Below are 20061 nucleotides of genomic sequence, written 5' to 3' on the forward strand. Positions count from 1 at the left end.
GTGGGAGTACCTCCGTACAGCCAGTGACGACGACGTAAGGATCCATCCCACGTGAGCACGGACAGCATCGTTCCCTCGGTCATCCTGAACAACGGCGTGCACATGCCGCAGCTGGGCTTCGGTGTCTGGCAGGTGCCGGACGACGAGGCGACGGCCGCCGTGACGACGGCCCTGGAGGCCGGGTACCGCTCCATCGACACCGCCGCGATCTACGGCAACGAGCGGGGCACCGGCCGTGCCGTCGCCGCCTCGGGGATCGCCCGCGAGGAGCTGTTCATCACCACGAAGCTGTGGAACAGCGAGCAGGGCCACGACTCGACGCTGCGCGCCTTCGACGAGTCCCTCGACAAGCTGGGCCTCGACTACGTCGACCTCTACCTGATCCACTGGCCGGTGCCGGCGAAGGACGCGTACGTCGACACGTACCGGGCCTTCGAGAAGATCCTCGCGGACGGGCGCGCCAAGGCGATCGGCGTCTCCAACTTCCTCCCGGAGCACCTGGAGCGGCTGATCGGCGAGACCTCGGTCGTGCCCGCCGTCAACCAGATCGAGCTGCACCCGCAGCTCACCCAGCCGGAGTCGCGCGAGGTGCACGAGCGGTACGGCATCGCGACCGAGGCGTGGTCGCCGCTCGGCTCCGGCAAGGGCCTCCTGGAGGTCCCGGCGATCGTCGCGATCGGCCGCAAGCACGGCAGGACCCCGGCGCAGGTGGTGCTGCGCTGGCACCTCCAGCTGGGGAACGTGGTGATCCCGAAGTCGGTCACCCCCTCGCGCATCCGCGAGAACATCGACGTCTTCGGCTTCGAGCTGGACGCCGAGGACCTGGCGGCCATCGCCGCCCTCGACGAGAGCCGCCGCCTGGGCCCGAACCCCGCGGAGTTCAACGTCGGCGCCTGAAGGACACGGAGGGGGTGGGGCCGACGCACCGCTGCGGCGGCGCGCCGGCTCGGCAGGCGTACGTCGCGGCGCTAGCCGTACGTCGCGCCTCGGCCGCCGCCCGTCGCGGCGCCCCGGCGGTCCCCCGGCTCAGTAGCCGTCCACGCCGAGTTCGGTGATCGAGGCGAAGAGGTGCTCCCAGACCTCGGCGCCGGGCGCGCCCTCGGCCAGGGCCTCGGCGTCGACGGCCTCCATCGCCCGGAGGAAGTCCTTCACGCCCTCCTCCCCCGGGTACGGGTCCCAGCAGGCGCCCATGTGACGGCGGACGCCCTCCAGGAACCGGACGAAGGACTCCAGGTCGCGGACGAGCGGGAAGACGGCGTCGCCGCCGGGGCCGTGGCTGCCGTCCGGCTGGCGCAGGGAGACGGCACCGGTCCCGGGGTGGACGAAGACCTCCCCGGGATCGCAGTAGCCGAGGTCGAACGCGCCGACCCGCAGCAGGCCCCCGGGGCCCGGGCCCAGCGGCTCGTCGGCGAGCGCGAAGGACGTGACGCCGGCCGCCCAGTGGCGGGGCAGTCCGGCCTCGGCGAGCAGCGTCCTGGTCGGTGCGTGCGTGAGGGCGGCGGGCTGGTCGGTCGCCGGGACGCGGAGGACCCCGGAGGGGCCGAAGACCCCGTCGAGCCGGGCCGCCGTGAGCGGCCCGTCCGCGTTCCTCGTGCCCGGCCGGAACCACGGCCCGCCGTCCGCCGGTGCCGGTTCGGAGGAATCGGCGCCGCCCGTCGGCCAGTCGGCGAGGGCCGTGTCGTTCTGCTCCACGACGGCCACTCCGCGCGCGTCGAGGAAGACGTAGCGGCCGCCGTCCAGCGGGATCGGCTCCTCCCAGGCATCGGGGCTCCGCAGCGCCCAGGACTCGTCGTCGCCGTCGAACAGCCAGGGTCCGTCCGGCTCGCTCTCCTCGTACGGTTCGGCCGTGTCCTCGGCGGGGGCGGGCCGGGGCGTGCCGGTGGCCAGGTCGAACCAGGTGTCCTCGCACCACAGGGCCCAGACCTTGAGGAGCGGGACGCCCCCGGCCTCGTACACCTCGGCGGAGCGGTCTCCGCTGAGGTTCGGCGCGGCCTCGTGCGCGCCGACCGGACGCCACCAGGCCCACACCGTCCGCCACGGCAGCCCGGGTTCGGCGGCCGCCACGCGCTCGGCGTACTCGCGGTGGCCGAGGACGGTCGCGGCGAAGTGCAGCCAGGAGGCGAACTCGGCGGAGGTCGCCGGGGCGCTCCCGAACACCGCCTCGGCCTGGGTGAACACCTCGCGGCCGACGCCGCCGTGATCGTCCGGCAGGGCGGCGAGGCGGGCACGGAGCTCGGCGCGGTCATGGCGCAGGACCTCGGCGGGGTCGTCGAGCAGGGTACGGAGATCGGGATCGGTCACCGGCCCATCGTGCCAGCCGGTGCGCCGGGCGCGGGCGGCGGCCGGGGCCGTTGTCGTACCCGGGACGTAGAGTCGGAGACGGTCCCTGGGGGCTGCGCGCGGCGGTGACGGCCGCGCGGTGCAACTGCCCGGCGAGGAGAAGGAGTCGGTACGGTGAGCGGTGCCCCGGAGCCCGTGGAGGCGGGCCTCTACCGGGTGCGGAACGTGGCGAGCGGGCTGCTCCTGGAGGTGTACCAGGGGTCGAGCCGCAGCGGCGCGAAGGCGCAGCAGGGCACGGAGAGCGGAACTCCCGGGCAGCACTGGCACATCACGCCCGTGCCGAACGGCGGCGGGCTCTACCACCTGGTCAACGCGGCCAGTGGCAAGCGGCTCGACGTGGTGAACGCGTCCACGGAGAACGGCGCCGGCATCCAGCAGTGGAGGGCCAACAACTTCGGCGCGCAGGAGTGGATCATCGAGCAGGACCTCCAGTCGCCGGGGACGGTGGCCCTGGTGAGCTTCATCAGCGGGCTGTTCCTGGAGGTCGCCGACGAGACGAAGGAGGACGGGGGGAACGTCCGGCAGTGGGAGGACACCGACTCGCCGTTCCAGTGGTGGCGGCTGGAGCCGGTGTCCTGACCCGGGCCGGGTGCGGGCTCAGCCCTTGCGGGCGGTGTGCACGGTGTGGGCAGTGAGGTGGAACAGGTCCGTGCGGTGGTGCAGGGACAGTGCGTCGGCCGGGTCGAGCAGCCGGTCGAGGGTCTCCTTGTCGTCGGCGTCGAGCCGCGCGGCCAGGCCGTCCCGCAGACGCTCGTAGTGGGCGAGGGCCAGTTCCCGGACGGCCGGGGACACGGGCGCGGGGACGTCCACGAGGAACGTGCGGGTGCCGGCCGGGGTGAGGCCGGCGCCGGTGAGCAGCGCCCGCCAGTCGTCCGGCTCGTCCTTGGCCCCGGGCAGCTCGGCGCGCATCTCGCCGAACCAGTCGGCGTGGGCGGCGTCGAGCCGTGCCTCAAGGCCGGGCCTGCCGATCCCGATGTTCTGGGGCAGGTGCCGCCGGGGCAGCCCGCCCTCGACGAGGACGAGGAGCCCGCCGGGGTTCAGGATGCCGGCGAACTCGGCGAGCGCGGCGCTCTGGTCGCCCATGTGGTGCAGGGAGTTGCCCGCCCAGACGAGGTCGGCCCGCCCCAGGGTGCCGATCGCCTCGGGGAGTTCGGCGTGGCGGGTGGAGACCCGTGCGCCGAGGTTGCGGGCGTCGGCGCGGGCCCGGGCCAGGGCGAGGAGTTCGGGGGCGCCGTCGACGGCGACGGCCTCGGCGGCCGGGAACGCATCGGCGAGCAGGCTGGTCACCACGCCGGGACCGCTGCCGACGTCGAGGATCCGGCGGACGCCCTGCGCCGGCGCGAGGGTGCCGAGCCACGCGGCGGCCTCCGCGTAGGCGGGGCTCGCGATCTCGGCCTGCCGCTCCAGGAGCGGAGCCATCTCGCTCCAGTCGAGGTGGGTGTGGTCGTGAGGGCCGTGACCGTGACCGGTGCCGTGCTGGTGGCCGTGGTGGGACGCGTGATGCTGGCTCATGGCACCAGGGTGCGACGGGGCGGCCGCGAACGCGAGAAATGTTGCCGGTCCGGCAACAGGCCCGGCGGCGGTTGCGGCGGGCCCGGCAACGGTTCCGGCGACAGAGCCGGCCGCCCGACCAGGCGGCCCGTCAGCCGCGGCCCCGGTGTTCCTGCGGGCTGACGCCCCGTACGCGCTTGAAGGCGGCGCTCAGGGCGAACGCGCCGCTGTAGCCGACCTGCCGGGCGACGGACTCGACCGTGGCGTCCGTGCCGCGGAGCAGGTCCGCGGCGAGCGCGAGCCGCCAGCCGGTGAGGTACGCCATCGGGGGCTCCCCGACGAGCTCGGTGAAGCGGCGGGCGAGCGCGGCCCGGGACACACCCGACTTCGCGGCGAGGGAGGCGACGGTCCACGGGTGGGCGGGGTCGTTCTGGAGCAGCCGGAGCGCCCGGCCGACCACGGGGTCGCCCATCGCGCGGTACCAGGCGGGGGCCTCGGCGCCCGGCCGGGAGAACCAGGCGCGGACGGCGGCGATGAGCAGCAGGTCGAGGACCCGGTCGAGGACGACGCTCTGGCCGGGTTCGTCGCGGGAGATCTCCTCGTCGAGGAAGGGCATGAGCGGGCAGTTCCACACGTCGGCGGGCAGGTGCACCAGGCCCGGCAGGGCGTCGAGGAGCCTGCGGCCGACCTCGCCGTCCATCAGGTAGGTGCCGACGAGGACCGTGGTGCCGCCGTCGGGGGCGTTGCCCCAGGTGCGGACGCCGAGGCGCATGGACTGGGCGAGCGGCTCCCCGGAGAGGGTGGTGCAGCCGCCGTCGGGGCCGATCCTGGCGTGGGGCGGGGCGTCGGGGCGGTGGGCGACGGTGTACGGCTCGGGGCCGCGGGCGATGGCGACGTCGCCCGGGCGCAGCAGGACGGGTGCGCCGGTGTCGGGGACGATCCAGGCCTCGCCGTCGGTGACGCACATGAGGCAGATCGGGGCCTCGTCCTCGATGCGCACGGACCACGGCGGCTCCATGATCATGCGGAGCAGGAAGGCGCCCTTGGCGCGTGGCCCGTCGAGGAGTCCGGCGAGTGCGTCCATGGTGCGCAAGCGTAGGGCTTCGAACAGGGCCTGAGACGGAAGGAGTACGCGCGACTGCTCGCCGGGTTCGGGCTCCCGGCCGGCGAGGCGCAGTGGCTCGCGGCCCTGTTCTGCACACTCCTCGACGGCCACAACGCCTCGGCGACGGACGGCGTGAAGCGGGTCCTGGGCCGCGAGCCGCGCTCCTTCGCCGCCTTCGCGGCGGGGGCGTGGGGCGGACCGGGGGCGTGACGGGTTCAGCCGCGCCTGACGAAGCTCGCGAGCCGGTAACGGGGGTCGGCTCGGGGGCGGTCCTGGTCCGGGAGGGCGGTCAGGGCGGCGGCGAGCGTCTCGGTGGTCGCCGGGTCGCCGTCGAACCAGGAGGCGAAGTAGCCGGAGCACAGCTTCCGGACGGTGTCGCGCGGGCTGCTGCCCTGTCCGTGGCCGGTGAAGCGGGTGCCGGGGGCGGGGTCGAGACCGTGGGCGGCCGCGCAGGCCGTGATCAGGTCGGCCCGGTCGGAGGCCGTGCCGGCCGAGCGGTGCGGGCGGAGGATCGCGTCGATGTCGCTGCCGACGTCATGGGCGGCGTCCTTGTCGACGGTGACGACGAGGACGCCGCCGGGGCGCAGGACCCGGGCCGCCTCGGCGACGACGTCCGCCGCGAAGGGGACGAGGTGCAGCAGCCAGACGGCGGCGACGGCGTCCAGGGACCCGTCGGGCAGCGGCAGCCGGCGGGCGTCGGCGCGTACGGCGCGGCCGGGCGCCCGGTCGGCGGCGACCCGCACCATGGCGTGGGCGGCGTCGGCGCCGTACACGCGCAGGCCGGGCCGGGTGAGGCGTTCGGTGACGAGGCCGGTGCCGCAGGCGAGGTCGAGCAGGGTGCGGGCGCCGGGCGGGACGAGCCGCAGGACGGCCTCGGCGGCCGCCTCGGCCCTGGGCTCCCCGCCGCGGGTCCGGTCGTAGTGCGCTGCCTCTGCCTCGTAGTCGAGCACGGTATCCGCCATGCCCGTGATCGTAATGCCGTCAGGTCGCGCCGTGGCCGGGGGCGATCTGCTCGACGCGGTCGGCGAGTTCGAAGTCCTTCTCGGTGACGGCGCCGCCGGCGTCGTGGGTGTTCACGGCGAGGGTCACCGTGTTGTAGCCGAGGGTGAGGTCGGAGTGGTGGTTCAGCTCCTGCTGGATCTGGGCCACGTGGACGACGAGCGCGGTCGCCGCGAAGTGGTCGCCGAGCCGGTAGGTCCGGGTGAGCCGGTCGGCGTCCACGGACCAGCCGGGCAGCTCCCTGAGGCGGTCCTCGATCTCCTTCTGCGACAGCGGCTGTGTGGACACGGCGCTGCTCCCTCCGGTCGGTGGTGCGGGGTGACGGGGTGACGGACAGCGGCCCCGGGGAGAAACTACCCGAGGTCCACCTCTGGGATACCGTCTGGCCATGACAACTGTCGTGAGCGACACGGGGGTAGGGCCGCTCCTGCGCGGGTGGCGTGAGCAGCGGCGGCTGAGCCAGCTGGAGCTCGCGCTGCGCGCGGACTCCTCGGCGCGGCACATCTCGTTCGTGGAGACGGGCCGCTCCCGGCCGAGCGAGGAGATGGTCCTGAAGCTCGCCGAGCACCTGGACGTGCCGGTGCGCGAGCGGAACGCGCTGTTGCTCGCGGCGGGATACGCGCCCCGGTACGCGGAGTCGCCGCTGGACGCGCCGCGCCTGGAGACGCTGCGCTGGGGCATCCAGCAGTTGCTCGACGGGTACGAGCCGTACCCGGCCCTGGTGGTGGACGGCACGTACACGGTGGTGGCGGCCAACCGGGGGATCGGGCTGCTGCTCGCCGGGCTTCCGGAGCACCTGCTGACCCCGCCGATGAACGCGATGCGGCTCACCCTGCACCCGGAGGGCCTGGCGCCCCGGATCCGGAACCTGCGGGAATGGCGGGGCCACCTCCTGGCTCAGATGGACCGTCAGATCGCGCTGGCCCGTTCGGAGGCGCTGCGCGAGCTGTACGAGGAGGTGGCGGGCTATCCGCTGCCGGAGCGGATCGATCCGGAGGACCGGCCGGACGCGGAGCCGTACCCGTACTTCGCGCTGCCGCTGCGGATCGAGCACGACGGGCGTGTGCTGTCGTTCGTGTCGTCGATCTCGACGTTCAACACGCCGATGGACGTGACCGTCGCCGAGCTGGCCATCGAGACGTTCCTCCCGGCCGACCCGGAGACGGTCGCGTACCTCCGGTCGCTCACCGCGCAGTCGCCCTGAGCGCCGCCCACTGGAGTGCGGCGAAGCCGGCGACGGTGGCCGCCTGCATCGGGGTCCACACCAGGCCGGCGGTGGTCGGCTCCAGCCAGGCGACGAGGGCGACGACGCTGAGGACGGCCCAGAGGACGTTGGCGTCGACGACGGCCTTCACGGCGAGCGCCGGGGGCTGTGGACGGCTCGCGAGCCAGGCGACGCCGGCGGCGAACGCGGTGAGGAAGACGCCCAGTTCGAGGAGGAGTCCCGCGTCGACGCCGAGGAGTTCGCCGAGGGGGCCGGAGGCGGCGAGGTAGGCGATCCCGTTGGCCCCGGTGACGACGGCGTCGAGGGCGAGGAAACGGCGCACCGCGGACTGGGGGCGGGTGGTGCGGGCGATCCTCAAAGATCGGTGCAGGGCCTGGGACATGGTGGATCACCCTCCGAAGGGGACGTTCGCGCTGGTGGTGGGCCCGGAGCCCGAGCGGAGTGCGCCGCCCGGGTTCCGGTGTTCATGAGCATGCCGGGCGGCGGGCGGGGGGTCGATTACCTGCCGGGTAATGCGCGAGGTCACGCCCGGGGTGATGCCGTTCTCCGGGCGGCCGTGTCGCCCGTTCCCCCGGGGTGAGTAGTCTTCCCGCCGGGGTGGCCGGAACCGGTGCCCCGAAGGGGGAGAACACGGATGGCGTGGAACAGGGAACGGGCCATGGTGGCCACCGGGGACGATCACAAGGTGACGCCCGCGGAGCTCTTCTTCGACCTGGTGTTCGTGTACGCGATCACCCAGGTCACCGCCCTGATGGCGGCCGCGCCCTCGCCGGTGCGGACGGTCGGCGCGATGGTGGTCCTCGCGCTGCTGTGGTGGTGCTGGTGCGCCTTCGCCTGGCTGGGCAATGTCGTACGGGCCGATTCCGGCGCCGTGTTCGGCGTCCTCGTCACCGTGATGGCCGTCGTCCTGATCGTGTCCATCGCCGTGCCCGAGGTCTTCGCGGACCCGGCGGCCGGGCTCCCGGCGCCTCTGGTGTTCGTGCTCTGCTACGGCGCGGTGCGGATCCTGCACCTGACCTCGTACTGGCTCTCCAGCCCGGGCGACGCCGCGCTGCGGGTCACCCTGCGGCGGACGGCCCTGTCGTCCGTGCTGCCGCCGCTCGTGCTGCTGCTGATCGGCTGCGCCTACGACGGCCGGGCCCAACTCCTGTGGTGGCTGGGGGCGGTGGCCGTCGACTACGGCGGGATCTACGTCACCGGTGCCTCCGGCTGGCGGGTCAACTCCCCCGGGCACTTCGCCGAGCGGCACGGTCTGATCGTGATCATCGCGCTCGGTGAGTCCATCGTGGCGATGGGCGTCGGCGTCGCCGGCTTCCACCTCTCGTACGCCGTGCTCGGCGCCTCGGCCGCCGGGCTGCTGCTCTCGGCCGGGCTGTGGCGGCTGTACTTCCGGCAGCTGGGCGAGTCCGCCGAGCACCGTCTCTTCGCGCTCGACGGCGACGACCGCACCCGGTTCGCCCGGGACGTGTACACGTTCCTGCACCTGCCCCTGGTCGCCGGGATCGTGCTCACCGCGCTCGGGATGAAGAAGGTCCTCCAGCAGGTCGCCGACACCGCCCACTACGGCCTCGCGGAGCCGCTGCACGGTGTCGTGGCCTGGTCCCTGACCGGGGGCGTCGGCGTCTATCTGCTGGGCGGCGCCGCGATCGTGCTGCGCACGTCCGGGCGGCGGCCGACCGCCCTGGCCGTGGGCGGGGCGTGCTGCCTGGCGGCGGGCCCGCTGGTCGGCCTCGTCCCGGCCCTGGTGGCGCTCACGTCCCTCGCCGGGACGGCGGCGCTGCTCGTGGGGCTGCACACGAGGCGGGGCGCGCGGACGATCGACGTGGCGGAGGCGGCCTGACGGGGCCGGCTGCGGGAGCGGCTTGAGCGGGCGCGCACAGCCGATGCCTGCGCCGTTCTGACCCGGCCTCCCGGAGGCGGGCTCCGGGAGGCCGGTGCCGGTGGTCAGTGCAGGGGGTCCTCGTGGTGGACCGGGTCCTCCCGGCGGGCGGTCGGCTCGGGCGTCCGGGCCGGTGCCGGTGCGGCGGGCTCGGGGGCGGTGCGCTCGGCGCGCCGGGCGCGGGAGGCCTCGGCGCGCAGCAGCGCCTGGAGGACGGCGTACGGGTCGACGGGCATGGCGAAGCTCCTCGTGGTGCGGGGGTGATGTCGCTGGACTGCGGGGAGGCGGGGGCCTCTCAGCAGCGCATCACCACGCACCGGAGCGCGTCGCCGCGCGGGGCGGGGACAGGGGAGGGGTCGGGGGCGGGTGCCGGATTCCGGCGGTGGCCCTGGGGCCGGGGGCCGGGCCCGGCGGGACGGAGGCCCGTGCCCGGGCGTCGGGCCCGGTCCGGGAGTCCGGCCTCGGTGGCGCCGTGGTCGTGGGTCTCGCCGCCCGGGTCGGAGGCCGGGGCGGCGGCGGCCGCGGGGCGCGTCTCTGCGACGGGGAGCGCACCGGCGGCCCCGGCGCCGAACAGCGCGGCGAGGACGAGCAGGAGCGCGATCCACCGGTGACGGCCCCGGTCCGGGCGCGCCCGGCGCCCCGCCGGGGTGGCGGGCGCGGCGGGCGACTGGTGGGCGGGGCTCACGGTGATCCGTACTGCCCCGCCGGGGGACGCGCACGCGCCCCCGGCCCGTGATCCGCCCGGGCGGCCTACGTCAGGGCGTCGGATTCACCGCCCCGGCGGTCATTCCGCGGCCGCGGCGGCGCGCTGCTTGCGGGCCGCCATCCAGGCGTACACGAGGACGCCGGCGAAGAGGAACAGGACGCCCTGGTAGACGGCCGCGTAGCCCGAACCGGCGACCAGCCAGAGGGAGAAGCCGAAGGCGGCGAGGGCGAGGACGGCGTCGCGGGCGAGCCGGGCGCGGGAGACCTTCTCGGACTGCCCGGACAGCAGGAAGTAGATCTGGGCGGCGGTGGAGAGCAGGTAGGGCACGGTGGCGGTGAAGGTGGTGACGAGGACGAGGATCTCGAAGACGCCCTGTGTGCCGGCCGTGTAGTTGTAGACCGTCAGGAGCGAGGCGAGGACGACGGTGACGAGGACGCCGGCCGTCGGCACACCGCGCCGCTTGACCGTGAAGACCTTCGGGAAGAGCCCGTCGCGGGCGGCGGCGTAGGGGGCCTGGGCGCTGAGCAGCGTCCAGCCGTTGAGGGCGCCGAGGATGGAGACCATCGCCATGCAGGCGACGGCGGTGCCGCCCCAGGAGCCGCCGAACATGGCGTTCGTGGCGTCGGAGAAGGGCGCGGTGGAGGTGACCAGCTTGTCGTGCGGGACGGTGCCGAAGACGGAGAGGGTGCCGAGGAGGTAGACGGCGGCGGCGCCGAGGGTGCCGAGGACGGTGGCGCGGCCGACGTTGCGGCGCGGGTCGCGGACCTCGCCGGCGCTGACGGCGGCGGACTCGACGCCGAGGTAGCTGAAGAGCAGGATCGCGGCGGAGGCGGAGACCGCGCCGAGCGTGCCGCCCTCGCCGGGGTGGAAGGGCCCGAGGTTGGCGCTGTCGAAGAAGAAGAGTCCGCCGACGGCGACCAGGATCAGCGGGACGAACTTGAGCACGGTCGCGACGATCTGGACCGCGCCGACGTAGCGGGTGCCGGCCAGGTTGGCGAGGGCGGGCAGCCACTGGAAGGCCAGGGCGGCGGCGATGGTGGCGGCCTTGGATGCGTGGATGGGGACGACCACGTCGAGGTAGCCGACGGCGGCGACGGCGAGGGCCGCGTTGGAGACCCAGGCGGTGATCCAGTAGCTCCAGGCCGCCAGGAAGCCGGCGAAGTCGCCGAAGGCGGCGCGGGCGTAGACGTACGGTCCGCCGGTCTGCGGCAGGCGGTGGGCGAGCCGGCCGAAGACGAGGGCGAGGGCGATCGCACCGAGGGTGAGGACGCCGAAGGCGACGAGGCTGACGGTGCCGTACGGGGCGACGGAGGCGGGCAGCAGGAAGATGCCGCCGCCGATGATGTTGCCCATGACCAGGGCGGTCGCGATCGGGAGGCCGAAGCGGCGGGTGTGCCGGTCGGCGGGTGCGGTGTCCGTCCCGGGCTCGCGCTGTGGAGTTGTGGTGGCCGTGCTCATGGGGTGGTGCGCCTTCCGTCGTACAAATCCGGACCATCGTCCGGTAGTGACGAACAGGCGTCCAAATCAGTGGTTTTTGTCCGGCGCGACCGGCCCCTCGACCGGAAGAATTGATTCCGTTTCGCGTGCGGACGGGGAAATCTCCACCGACACCCCCGGACCGATCGGCACCTGAGGGCCCGAGGACTCGCGCAGCCAGCGCCGCAGCACCCGGTGCACCCGCTCCGCCCCGACCAGCTCCTCCCCCGCGCCGACCGGCGGCGACAGGTCCGGCGGCGACAGCAGGAAGGCGTGCGACTGCTCGCCGCCGAGGCCGCCGTGCGAGCCGATCTGCTCCTCGAAGGCGTGCACGGTTCCCGTCGCCGGGTCGTACATGGAGTTGACCATGATGTCCGCGACGTGCGGGAAGCCGTCCGTGCGCCGCACGGCCGCCGCCGCGCCCCGCCCGAAGACCGCGAGCGGTCCGTCGTCCGCGAGCTCGGCGACCGGCACCTCCACCCCGTCGCGGGCGAGCACCACCGAGCCGTGCTCGGCGCTCGCCACGAGCACGAAGCCGACGCCCGGATGGTGCGCGAGGGTCCGCAGGAGCGCCGGATGGCGCCGGTCGATCTCCTCGCGGGTCATCCGGTGGCGCGCGTCGGGGAAGGAGACGAGAGCGAGGTTGCCGGAGGCCAGGACCACGGGCTCCGAAGGCCGGGCGGGCAGCTCCCGCGCCGTCTCGCCGCTCTCGTCCACCGGCCGGTGCAGCGCGCTGCGCAGCGCGTCCCTGGCCGCGTCCCGCGCCTCCGACCCGCTACGCGTGCGCCGCACCCGCCGCGGCACCGGCAGCCCGCACCCGGCCCGTACGAGGTCCTTGAGCGACAGACCGTACGCCGACTCGAACGTCTCGCCGGGGCTCTGCCCGTGGTCGGAGAGCAGCACGATCCGGTACGGACGCGGGGCGTGCTCGGCGACCGTGGCGATGAGCGCGATCGCCCGGTCGAGGCGCGCCAGGACCTGGTCCGTGTCCCGGCCGTGCGGTCCCGAGTGGTGCGCCACCTCGTCGTACGCGACGAGGTCCGCGTAGACGGCGGTCCGCCCGGCCAGCATGTCGCCCATGACGGCGGAGACCACGACGTCCCTCTCGACGACCGTCGCGAAGGCGCGGACGAAGGGGTACGTGCCGCCGCGCGAGACCCTCGGGGTCTCCCCGCGCAGCCGCGCCCGCGTCGACTGGTACATCTCCCGGACGCACTCGGCGACGAGCGAGCCCGCGGTGCGGACGGCGTTGGCCGGGTCGGAGAAGTAGGCGAAGTAGCCGGCCCGGGAGCGGTTGCGGCGGCCGCGCCGGGCCGCCATCGACAGGACCAGGGCGAGCTGGTCGGCGCCGCCGCTGAACAGGTTGCCCCGGGAGGCGCCGTCGACCGTGAGGAGACCGCCGTCCCCGGTGCGGAGCACGGCCCGGCGCTGGAGCTCGACGGCGCTCGCCGGACGGTTCGACACCATGAGCCGGCCGGTGTCCTTCTCGTACCAGCGGAAGGCGGGCACGTCCTCGTTGGAGCCGTGCAGGATGCCGAGCTGGCTGGCGCCGGTCTGGCTCGACCAGTCGGTGCGCCAGGGGGTGAGCCGGTGGCCGGCGTCCAGCCAGGCCGCGACGGTCGGCATGAGGCCGTCGGCGACGGCGCCGCGCAGCACGTGGTGGCCGACGCCGTCGAGCTGGAGGAAGACCGTGCCGGGCACGGCCCCCGCCGAGTCGCCGGGGTCGCGGGGGCGGGTGCGGCCGGTGAGCCGGTAGAGCCGGCGCCGGTAGGCGTCGTCGTCGCGGACGGCGAGGGCCGTGGAGGTGGCGGAGGCGACGGCGGACATGACGGCGGCGACCACGACGGCGGTCTCGGGGGCGGCGGCGCCGCGCCCGTCGGGGATCACCCATAGCGCGATGAGCAGCAGCGAGCCGTTGAGGAAGAAGACGAGCAGGCCGAGGACGAGTGCCGGGACGAGCAGCAGTGCCCGCACGATCACCGGCCACACGAGCGCCCCGAGCAGACCGAACGCGCCGGCGGCCGTGGCGGCGGTGAGGGCGGTCCGCGTGAAGCTGTCGCCGTCGGCGGACTGGAGCTGGAAGTCGGGCAGCAGCCCGGCGAGGACGAGCATCGTGAGCGTGGACACCGCCCAGACCACGAGCACGCGCGCCAGTGTCCTGCCCGCGGACCGCCAGCGGTCGGCGCCACCCCATCGCCCCTCACCCACGCGCGCTTCACCTTTCGCCCGTTACCTGCCTCAAGCGTGGCACAACGGGCCCGTCAGGACCTCGGGGCAAGGAGCCTCAGGAGCCGTCGTACCCGGCCGTGGGCATCGAAAGCCGCCGGTGCACCCCCGCTCTGGCCGCCGTGTCGTACGGGGGTTCGTCAAGTCCGACGGTCTCCACCCGCACCCCGCGCCGCTCGCACTCGGCGCGGAAGCCCGGCACGGAGGTCAACGCGCGGGCGAGGACCCGCTCGTTGGGGGCCACGAAGAGGTCCACCGTCCCTGCCTCCACGTCGGCCCAGAGCGCCGCGTCGTCCGGGCGGATTCCGTAGCAGAACAGCTGACGGGCGAGCACGTACCCCTGGTCGACGGCCCAGCGGGCGCACACCGCGTGCTGACCGCGCGTGTCGACAAGGAAGGGGTCGCTGTCCAGCTCTTCGAGCGGGGTGAGGCTGGCGATCGCCGCCACCCGAACGTCGTCCATGGCCAGACCCTACTGCCGGAAGGTGACGCCCGAACATCCTCCGGAGCACGCTCCGGACATTTACCCTCGTTACGACAGACGTCTGACGAGACGGACAGCAGAAGGGCGGCATGCCGGTGGAGGTCACCTGGTGGGGTCACGCGACCTGCACGGTCGAGGACTCCGGGGTCCGCTTCCTCACCGATCCGCTGTTCGCCCGGCGGCTCGCCCATCTGCGCCGGCGGCGCGGCGCCCTGCCGCCGCCCGAGGCCGCCCTGGCCGAGGCCGTCCTCGTCTCGCACCTGCACGCCGACCACCTCCACCTCCCCTCGCTCGCCCAGCTCCCGCCGGGGACGCGGGTCCTCGTGCCGCGCGGCGCGGCCGCCGCCGTACCGGGGCTTCGCCGGCTCGACAGGAACGGGCTGCGGCTGACCGAGGTGGAGCCGGGTGACGCGGTGACGGTGGAGGGCGTGACGGTACGGGCCGTCCCGGCGCTCCACGACGGGCGGCGGATGCCGGTCGGGCCGCACCGCTCCCCCGCCCTCGGGTACGTCGTCGAGGGCGAGGCCCGGACGTACTTCGCCGGGGACACCGGCCTTTTCGACGGCATGGCGGACGCGGTGGGCCCCGTGGACGTGGCCCTGCTGCCGGTCGGCGGCTGGGGGCCGTACCTCGGGCACGGCCACCTCGACGCGGGGCGGGCGGCCCAGGCGCTCGCCGCGCTCTCGCCGGCGGCGGCGGTGCCGGTGCACTTCGGCACGTACTGGCCGATCGGGCTCGACGCGGTCCGGCCGCACGAGTTCCACGCGCCGGGCGACGAGTTCGTACGGCACGCGGCCCGGCTCGCGCCGAAGGTGGCGGTCCACCTCCTCGGCCACGGCGACCGGGTGCGGCCGGAGGTCGCGCGGTGACCCTCGGATTCACCGGGCTCGTCACGGCGGTGCGCGAGCTGCCGCCGGAGTCGACGCAGCAGGCGGTCGGCTATCCCTCGCTGTTCCTGCTCGTGGCGCTCGGCGCGCTGGTGCCGGTCGTGCCGACGGGCGCGATCGTCAGCTCGGCGGCGGTGGTCGCCTTCCACCACTCCTCGCCGTTCTCGCTGCTCTACGTCTTCCTGGTCGCGGCGTCCGCCGCGCTGCTCGGCGACACCGCGCTGTACTGGCTCGGGCAGCGCGGGGTCCGTTCCCGCAACGGCTCCCGGTGGCTCGCGGCGCTGCGCTCCCGGGTGACGCCCGACCGGCTCGTTCACGCCCAGGAGCGGCTCGACACCCACCAGGTGTCGGTGCTCGTGCTGTCCCGGCTCGTACCGGCGGGGCGGATCCCGGTGATGCTGGCGTGCCTGCTCGCCGAGATGCCGCTGCGCCGCTTCGTCCGGGGGGACGCGGCGGCGTGCCTGGCGTGGGCGGCGACGTACCAGCTGATCGGGATCCTGGGCGGCTCGCTCTTCCCCGAGCCCTGGCAGGGAGTGGTCGCGGCGGTGGGCCTGACGGTACTGATCAGCGCGGTCCCGGCACTGTGGCGGCGGATCCGGAGGACGGGCCCTGAGGTCCCGTCAGGGCACGAGCACCCGTGAGCCGCCGACCGCAAGGTCCCACAGGTCCTCGCGGGGCAGACCGGCCTTCTCCCAGGCGGCCCTGACCCGGGTGAGGGGTTCGAGGACGGGCTCGGCGGAGAGCACGAAGGTCGCCCAGTGCATGGGCGCCATCCGGCGCGCGCCGAGGTCCTGGTGGGCGCGGACCGCCTCCTCCGGGTCGGTGTGGACGTCGCTGAGCCACCAGCGGGGGTCGTACGCGCCGATCGGCAGCAGCGCCAGGTCGATGCCGGGGTAGCGGCGGCCGATCTCGGCGAACCAGTGGCCGTATCCCGTGTCCCCGGCGAAGTGGATCCGGTGCCCGGTGCGGTCGGTGAGCATCCAGCCGCCCCACAGGGAGCGGCAGGTGTCCAGGAGGGTGCGCTTGGACCAGTGGTGGGCGGGGACGAAGTCGAAGCGGACGCCGTCGAGTTCGGCGGCCTCCCACCAGTCGAGCTCGGTGACCCGGCTGAACCGGCGGCGGGTGAACCAGCGGCCGAGTCCGGCGGGGACGAAGACCGGGGTGTGCCGGGGCAGCCGCTTGAGGGTGGGGCCGTCGAGGTGGTCGAAGTGGTTGTGGCTGATGACGACGGCGTCGACGCGCGGGAGGTCCTCCCAGCGGACCCCGACGGGGGTGAGCCGGGCCGGGGTGCCGAAGATGCGGCGGGACCAGACCGGGTCGGTGAGGACGGTGAGTCCGCCGACGCGCAGGATCCAGCTGGCGTGCCCGGCCCAGGTGACGGCGAGCGTGTCGGGCCCGGCGGGCGGCAGCGGACCGGGCTCGAAGGGCAGCAGCGGGATGTCCCGGAGCCCTTCGGGGCGGGGGCGCACGGCTCCCTCGCGGGCGAACCGCGCCAGGGCCCGGACACCGGGCAGGGGCGCGGTGAGCCGGTCGGCGAAGGTCCGGGGCCAGTCGTGGCGCAGCCGGCCGAGGGGCTGGAGGACGGGGGCGGGTGCCGGGGCCTGGCCGGGGTGGTGCGGGGCCGGGGCGGGTCCGGCCGGGGCCGAGGGTGGCGCGGCCTGGCCCGGGGGCGGGGCGGGGGCCGGGGCGGGTCCGGCCGGGGCCGAGGGTGGCGCGGCCTGGCCCGGGTGCGGGGCGGGGGCCGGGTGCGCGGCCGGGTGCGGGGCCTGGGCCGGGTGCGGGGCCGGGGCCGCGGTGTCTCCGGTCCGTGCGGGCGGTGCCGTCCGTTCGGTCATCTGCGGGCTCCGTTCCGCTCGGGCTCGGCGCGACGGGGAGGGGGCGTGGCGGTCGCGGGACGTCGGCGCCCGACGGAGGCCGCCCTCTCCGACACCACCGGAACCCTCGTCGCCGTCACCGCAGTTCCTCCAGGGCCCCTCCGAAGTCCTCCAACGCGCGGGCCACATGGGGCAGTTCCACCGGATCGGCCGCCCCGAGGGCCTCGGCCCGCTCCTCCTCGCCGGTGCCCAGGAACATGCCGGTGCCGAACCGGACGCGCAGCGCGCCGAGTTCGTCGCCGAAGCGGTGGCCGCCGGTCACCGGGGCGCCGAGCCGCGCGGTGAGGTGGCTCTCCAGCTCCAGGGAGTCGGTGACGCCCCGGGCGGCGAGCCCGGCGCGCAGCGGCCCGAGGTCGGCGTAGAGGTGGCGGCCGGCCTGCGGGGGCCGGGCCAGGGCTCCGGCGGCGAGGACGGCGCGGTGCGCGGCGCCGGCGAGCCGCCCGTGGGTGGTGGCGGCGCGCCGGGCCCGTGCGGTGACGTCCCCGGGTTCGTCGAGGGCGTGCGCCATGGCGGGGGCCACGGGCCCGGGGACGAGGGCGCCGAGGGCGGTGAGCACGTCGAGGACGCGGGCCCTGGGGTCGGTCCAGCGGTCGGCGCGGGACGGGTCGGTGGGCGGGAAGCGGGCGACGGCGCAGGGCCAGGCGGCGGGGGTGAGGGCGCCGCCGAGGTCGACGAGGACGGTGACGTCGGCGGGGCACATCTCGGCGGGGCTGAGCAGCACCGTGCCGCCCGGGTCGTGGAGGGTGTCGCGCCAGGTCTCGTCGCTGACGACGTGGAGGCCCTCGGCGACGGCGGCCTCGCAGGCCTCGCGGACGAGTTCGGGCGGGGCGACGGTGGCGGTGGGGTCGTCGGCGACGGAGAGCAGCAGGACCCGGGGGTCGCCACCCTCGGCCCGGATCCGCCGGACGGTCTCCAGGAGGGCGTACGGGTCGGGGACGCCGCCGGCCTCGGCGGACGTGGGCACGTGGTACGCCGGGCGGCCGAGGAGCCGGGCCTGCGGGGTCCACCAGGCGGGGCAGGGGCGGGGCAGCAGGAGATCGCCGCCGTGGGCGGCGATCAGGGCCAGGAGGAGGGCGGGGGCGCCGGGGGCGGCCACCACGTCCTCGGGGTGGGTCCGCAGGCCGCGGCGCCACCAGTAGCCGGCGGCGGCCTCGCGCAGGACGGGCCCGCCGCCGGGCGGCTCGGGGGCGGTGCGCCCGGCAGCGGCGGCGAGGAGCCCGGCGAGTCCGGGCAGCACGGGGAGGCCGGTGTCGAGGCCCGTGTCGGGTGCGGGAGGCCCGTAGCGCACGGGGCCGCGGCCTTCCGGAGCCGTGTGCCGCGGTCCGTCGCGCACCGGGCCGCGGCCTTCCGGAGCCGTCTGCGGCATCTCCCGTACCTCCTGAGCACGGGGGCGCCGGGCGGGCACCCCCGTGCCCTTTATACGAAGGTTCGGCGGTTTTCGCCCCTTCAGACGACGGTGACCGGGTGACGCACGACGGCGTTGAAGAGGTACCCCTGGGTGTTGTGCACGGCCTGGTCGGGCTGCGTGTTCCCGGCGGCGTCGGTGGTACGGGAGAGCAGCGTGACCTGTCCGGCGGCGTGCGGGCGCCATGGCACGCTCCAGCGGACCCAGCCGTCGCGGCGCGGGGTGTCGTGGAGCCGGGCGTGGCGCCAGTGGGCGCCGCCGTCGGTGGAGACCTCCACGGTCCGCACGGGGGCGAGGGCGGACCAGGCGCGGCCGGTGAGCGTGTGCGGGCTGTCGGCTTCGAGGGTGGCGCCGAAGGGCAGCTGGTAGGCGGACTTGAGGGTCTGGCGGCTGACCGGGGCGCTCCCGCCGGCGGGATAGGCGTCACCGAAGAGGCGGTACCACTCGGTGGACCAGGGCGAGCTGAGCGGCCTGGTGGAGACCTCGATGTCGCCGAGCCACTTGATGGAGGCGATGCCGACCCAGGAGGGCACGACGAGCCGGACCGGGTGGCCGTGGTCGTACGGGAGCGGCTCTCCGTTCATCTCGTACGCGAGGATCACGTCGTCGAGCGCCTTGGCGACCGGCAGCGGGCGGCGGACCCGGCCGTAGTCGACGCCGCCGGAGACGTACGGGTCGTCCAGGCCGCGCGGCTGGAGGTCGACGGCGTCGTGGGCGATCCCGGCGAGCCGGAGCACGTCGGCGAGGCGGACGCCGCGCCAGCGGGCCGCTCCGACGGCACCGAGGGTCCAGGGGGTGCCGGTGACCGGCCGGCCCTGCTGGGTGGCGTAGAGGCTGCGGCCGTTTCCGGCGCACTCCATCAGGGCCGTCCGGGTGACGGAGGGCAGGTCGCGCAGCTGCCCGTAGGTGAAGTGGACGGGGCTGCGGCCGTGGAGTCCGTCGCCCCAGAGCGTCAGCCGCCAGTCGGCGGCGTCGACGACGGGGGTGGAGGTGTGGTTGCGGACGAAGAAGCGCTCGGCGGGGGTGAGGAGGCCGGTGTCCGCGAAGGTCTCGTAGCGGGCCTCGGCGTTCGTCCCGCGGACCGTGAAGTACTCCGGCGGGAGGGCTTTGACGATGCCGGGCGCGGCATCCGCCACGACGTCCATGGGACCAGCGTACGCGGGAGCGACGGCGGCGAGCCCGCCGAGCGCGGAGACCGCGGGGCCCGCCGCGAGCAGCTTGAGCAGGGAGCGACGGGCGGGCGCGGGCGAGTACGGCACGGGACTCCTCGGCAGGCGGGAAGGCGGTCGACGGGCTCACCCTAGGGCGGCGGGGGCGCTCCGGAGCGTCTGTTCACGGTGCTGTCATACGAGGGTTCGTCAGGTCGGCGGAGTCCGCCGATATCCAGGGGTGTCCGGGGTGCCGCCGGGGCCAGAATGCGGCATGTCGATACGTGAAGCGCTTCCCGAGGACGCCGCGGCCCTAGCCGTCGCGCACGTCCTGTCCTGGCGGGCCGCCTACCGCGGCCTGGTCCCCGACCCGTACCTCGACGCTCTCGACACGGAGGAGCGCGCCTCGGTGTGGCGCGACCGTCTCGCGGCCCCGGGCCGGCCCACGGTCCTCGTGGCGACGGGGGACGACGGGCGGGTGGTCGCGTTCTCCTGTTTCCGGCCCTGCCCGGACGGCACGGCCGAGCTGGCGGCACTGTACGTCCTGCCGGAGGTCTGGGGCGCGGGCGTCGGGCGGGCGCTGATGTCGGCGACGACCGAGGCGCTCGTCGCGGCCGGGTTCCGGGCGGCGTCCCTGTGGGTGTTCGCGGGGAACGCGCGGGGGCGGAGGTTCTACGAGGCGGCCGGGTGGCGGCCGGACGGGACGGCGGTGTGGGAGGGGACGGGCGGCCGGGTTCTGGAGGAACTCCGGTACCGGCGCGATCTGTTGACCTGACCGATGTCCACATCTCAAGACGCTGGTCTCATCATGCGACA

The 20061-nt window shown here is 75.2% G+C and carries 21 protein-coding genes and 1 pseudogene; 8 read left to right on the plus strand and 14 right to left on the minus strand.

The features are described 5' to 3' along the window. Positions 1–102: 102 nt before the first annotated feature. Positions 103–897: an aldo/keto reductase gene (locus tag ACZ7HT_RS25265; protein WP_471170343.1), complete on the plus strand. Its 795-nt coding sequence runs from the start codon at positions 103–105 to the stop codon at positions 895–897. A 129-nt stretch (positions 898–1026) separates the two neighbouring features. On the opposite strand, the gene ACZ7HT_RS25270 is transcribed toward ACZ7HT_RS25265, so the two are convergent. Then, a complete protein-coding gene (locus tag ACZ7HT_RS25270; RefSeq protein WP_471169973.1) occupies positions 1027–2301 on the minus strand; it encodes an SUKH-4 family immunity protein in 1275 nt (424 codons plus the stop codon). 153 nt (positions 2302–2454) lie between these two features. Here ACZ7HT_RS25270 and ACZ7HT_RS25275 point away from each other — a divergent pair, with 153 nt between their 5' ends. Then, positions 2455–2919, plus strand: a complete 465-nt coding sequence (locus ACZ7HT_RS25275; protein ID WP_471169976.1) for an RICIN domain-containing protein — start codon at positions 2455–2457, stop codon at positions 2917–2919. Positions 2920–2937: 18 nt separating this feature from the next. Here the strand turns inward: ACZ7HT_RS25275 and ACZ7HT_RS25280 are convergent, their stop codons facing one another. Beyond that, positions 2938–3852 carry a class I SAM-dependent methyltransferase gene (locus tag ACZ7HT_RS25280; protein WP_471169979.1) on the minus strand — a complete coding sequence of 305 codons (915 nt, stop codon included), beginning with the start codon at positions 3850–3852 and terminating at the stop codon, positions 2938–2940. Positions 3853–3982: 130 nt separating this feature from the next. Further along, complete coding sequence (locus tag ACZ7HT_RS25285) at positions 3983–4915, minus strand: AraC family transcriptional regulator (protein ID WP_471169982.1); 933 nt, start codon at positions 4913–4915, stop codon at positions 3983–3985. A 42-nt stretch (positions 4916–4957) separates the two neighbouring features. On the opposite strand from ACZ7HT_RS25285, the pseudogene ACZ7HT_RS25290 reads away from it, so the two are divergent. Next, positions 4958–5146 (plus strand): annotated as a pseudogene (locus ACZ7HT_RS25290) (NmrA family transcriptional regulator); the annotation flags it as partial. 5 nt (positions 5147–5151) lie between these two features. Here ACZ7HT_RS25290 and ACZ7HT_RS25295 read toward each other — a convergent pair. Continuing rightward, on the minus strand, positions 5152–5886 hold the full coding sequence (locus ACZ7HT_RS25295) for a class I SAM-dependent methyltransferase (protein WP_471170346.1): 735 nt from the start codon (positions 5884–5886) through the stop codon (positions 5152–5154). 31 nt (positions 5887–5917) lie between these two features. Next, the gene (locus ACZ7HT_RS25300; RefSeq protein WP_471169985.1) at positions 5918–6223 is read right to left on the minus strand and encodes a 4a-hydroxytetrahydrobiopterin dehydratase; all 306 of its coding nucleotides are present in this window, start codon (positions 6221–6223) and stop codon (positions 5918–5920) included. Between the two features lie 100 nt (positions 6224–6323). Between ACZ7HT_RS25300 and ACZ7HT_RS25305 the strand changes: the two genes are divergently transcribed. Then, positions 6324–7139 carry a helix-turn-helix domain-containing protein gene (locus tag ACZ7HT_RS25305; protein WP_471169988.1) on the plus strand — a complete coding sequence of 272 codons (816 nt, stop codon included), beginning with the start codon at positions 6324–6326 and terminating at the stop codon, positions 7137–7139. On the opposite strand, the gene ACZ7HT_RS25310 is transcribed toward ACZ7HT_RS25305, so the two are convergent. After that, positions 7120–7542 carry a hypothetical protein gene (locus tag ACZ7HT_RS25310; protein ID WP_471169991.1) on the minus strand — a complete coding sequence of 141 codons (423 nt, stop codon included), beginning with the start codon at positions 7540–7542 and terminating at the stop codon, positions 7120–7122. The genes ACZ7HT_RS25305 and ACZ7HT_RS25310 overlap by 20 nt on opposite strands. A gap of 252 nt (positions 7543–7794) precedes the next feature. Here ACZ7HT_RS25310 and ACZ7HT_RS25315 point away from each other — a divergent pair, with 252 nt between their 5' ends. Continuing rightward, positions 7795–9000, plus strand: coding sequence for a low temperature requirement protein A (locus tag ACZ7HT_RS25315; protein ID WP_471169994.1), 1206 nt, complete (start codon positions 7795–7797; stop codon positions 8998–9000). A gap of 104 nt (positions 9001–9104) precedes the next feature. On the opposite strand, the gene ACZ7HT_RS25320 is transcribed toward ACZ7HT_RS25315, so the two are convergent. The 5 genes from ACZ7HT_RS25320 to ACZ7HT_RS25340 all read right to left on the minus strand — a co-directional run bounded on the left by ACZ7HT_RS25320 (position 9105) and on the right by ACZ7HT_RS25340 (position 13910). Next, entirely contained in the window at positions 9105–9275 is a 171-nt protein-coding gene (locus tag ACZ7HT_RS25320) for a hypothetical protein (RefSeq protein WP_471169997.1), read from the minus strand. Positions 9276–9334: 59 nt separating this feature from the next. Then, positions 9335–9724, minus strand: coding sequence for a hypothetical protein (locus ACZ7HT_RS25325; RefSeq protein WP_471170000.1), 390 nt, complete (start codon positions 9722–9724; stop codon positions 9335–9337). Between the two features lie 99 nt (positions 9725–9823). Next, positions 9824–11203 (minus strand): amino acid permease, encoded by a 1380-nt coding sequence (locus ACZ7HT_RS25330; RefSeq protein WP_471170003.1) that lies wholly within the window; start codon positions 11201–11203, stop codon positions 9824–9826. A 66-nt stretch (positions 11204–11269) separates the two neighbouring features. Continuing rightward, a complete protein-coding gene (locus tag ACZ7HT_RS25335) occupies positions 11270–13429 on the minus strand; it encodes a phage holin family protein (protein WP_471170006.1) in 2160 nt (719 codons plus the stop codon). A gap of 76 nt (positions 13430–13505) precedes the next feature. After that, the gene (locus tag ACZ7HT_RS25340) at positions 13506–13910 is read right to left on the minus strand and encodes a hypothetical protein (RefSeq protein WP_471170009.1); all 405 of its coding nucleotides are present in this window, start codon (positions 13908–13910) and stop codon (positions 13506–13508) included. A 110-nt stretch (positions 13911–14020) separates the two neighbouring features. Between ACZ7HT_RS25340 and ACZ7HT_RS25345 the strand changes: the two genes are divergently transcribed. Together ACZ7HT_RS25345 and ACZ7HT_RS25350 are read left to right on the plus strand one after the other, a co-directional pair. Next, entirely contained in the window at positions 14021–14800 is a 780-nt protein-coding gene (locus ACZ7HT_RS25345) for an MBL fold metallo-hydrolase (protein WP_471170012.1), read from the plus strand. Further along, positions 14797–15459: a DedA family protein gene (locus tag ACZ7HT_RS25350; protein WP_471170015.1), complete on the plus strand. Its 663-nt coding sequence runs from the start codon at positions 14797–14799 to the stop codon at positions 15457–15459. The genes ACZ7HT_RS25345 and ACZ7HT_RS25350 overlap by 4 nt, the downstream gene beginning before the upstream one ends. On the opposite strand, the gene ACZ7HT_RS25355 is transcribed toward ACZ7HT_RS25350, so the two are convergent. From ACZ7HT_RS25355 to ACZ7HT_RS25365, 3 genes are all read right to left on the minus strand, one after another. Next, positions 15439–16653 (minus strand): MBL fold metallo-hydrolase, encoded by a 1215-nt coding sequence (locus tag ACZ7HT_RS25355; protein WP_471170018.1) that lies wholly within the window; start codon positions 16651–16653, stop codon positions 15439–15441. The genes ACZ7HT_RS25350 and ACZ7HT_RS25355 overlap by 21 nt on opposite strands. A gap of 115 nt (positions 16654–16768) precedes the next feature. Continuing rightward, complete coding sequence (locus tag ACZ7HT_RS25360; RefSeq protein ID WP_471170021.1) at positions 16769–18058, minus strand: aminotransferase class I/II-fold pyridoxal phosphate-dependent enzyme; 1290 nt, start codon at positions 18056–18058, stop codon at positions 16769–16771. An 80-nt stretch (positions 18059–18138) separates the two neighbouring features. Further along, the gene (locus ACZ7HT_RS25365) at positions 18139–19356 is read right to left on the minus strand and encodes a sulfite oxidase (protein ID WP_471170024.1); all 1218 of its coding nucleotides are present in this window, start codon (positions 19354–19356) and stop codon (positions 18139–18141) included. A gap of 163 nt (positions 19357–19519) precedes the next feature. On the opposite strand from ACZ7HT_RS25365, the gene ACZ7HT_RS25370 reads away from it, so the two are divergent. Next, positions 19520–20020 (plus strand): GNAT family N-acetyltransferase, encoded by a 501-nt coding sequence (locus tag ACZ7HT_RS25370; RefSeq protein ID WP_471170027.1) that lies wholly within the window; start codon positions 19520–19522, stop codon positions 20018–20020. The last annotated feature ends 41 nt before the right edge of the window (positions 20021–20061 follow it).

This window comes from Streptomyces sp. NPDC037410 (assembly GCF_055602235.1).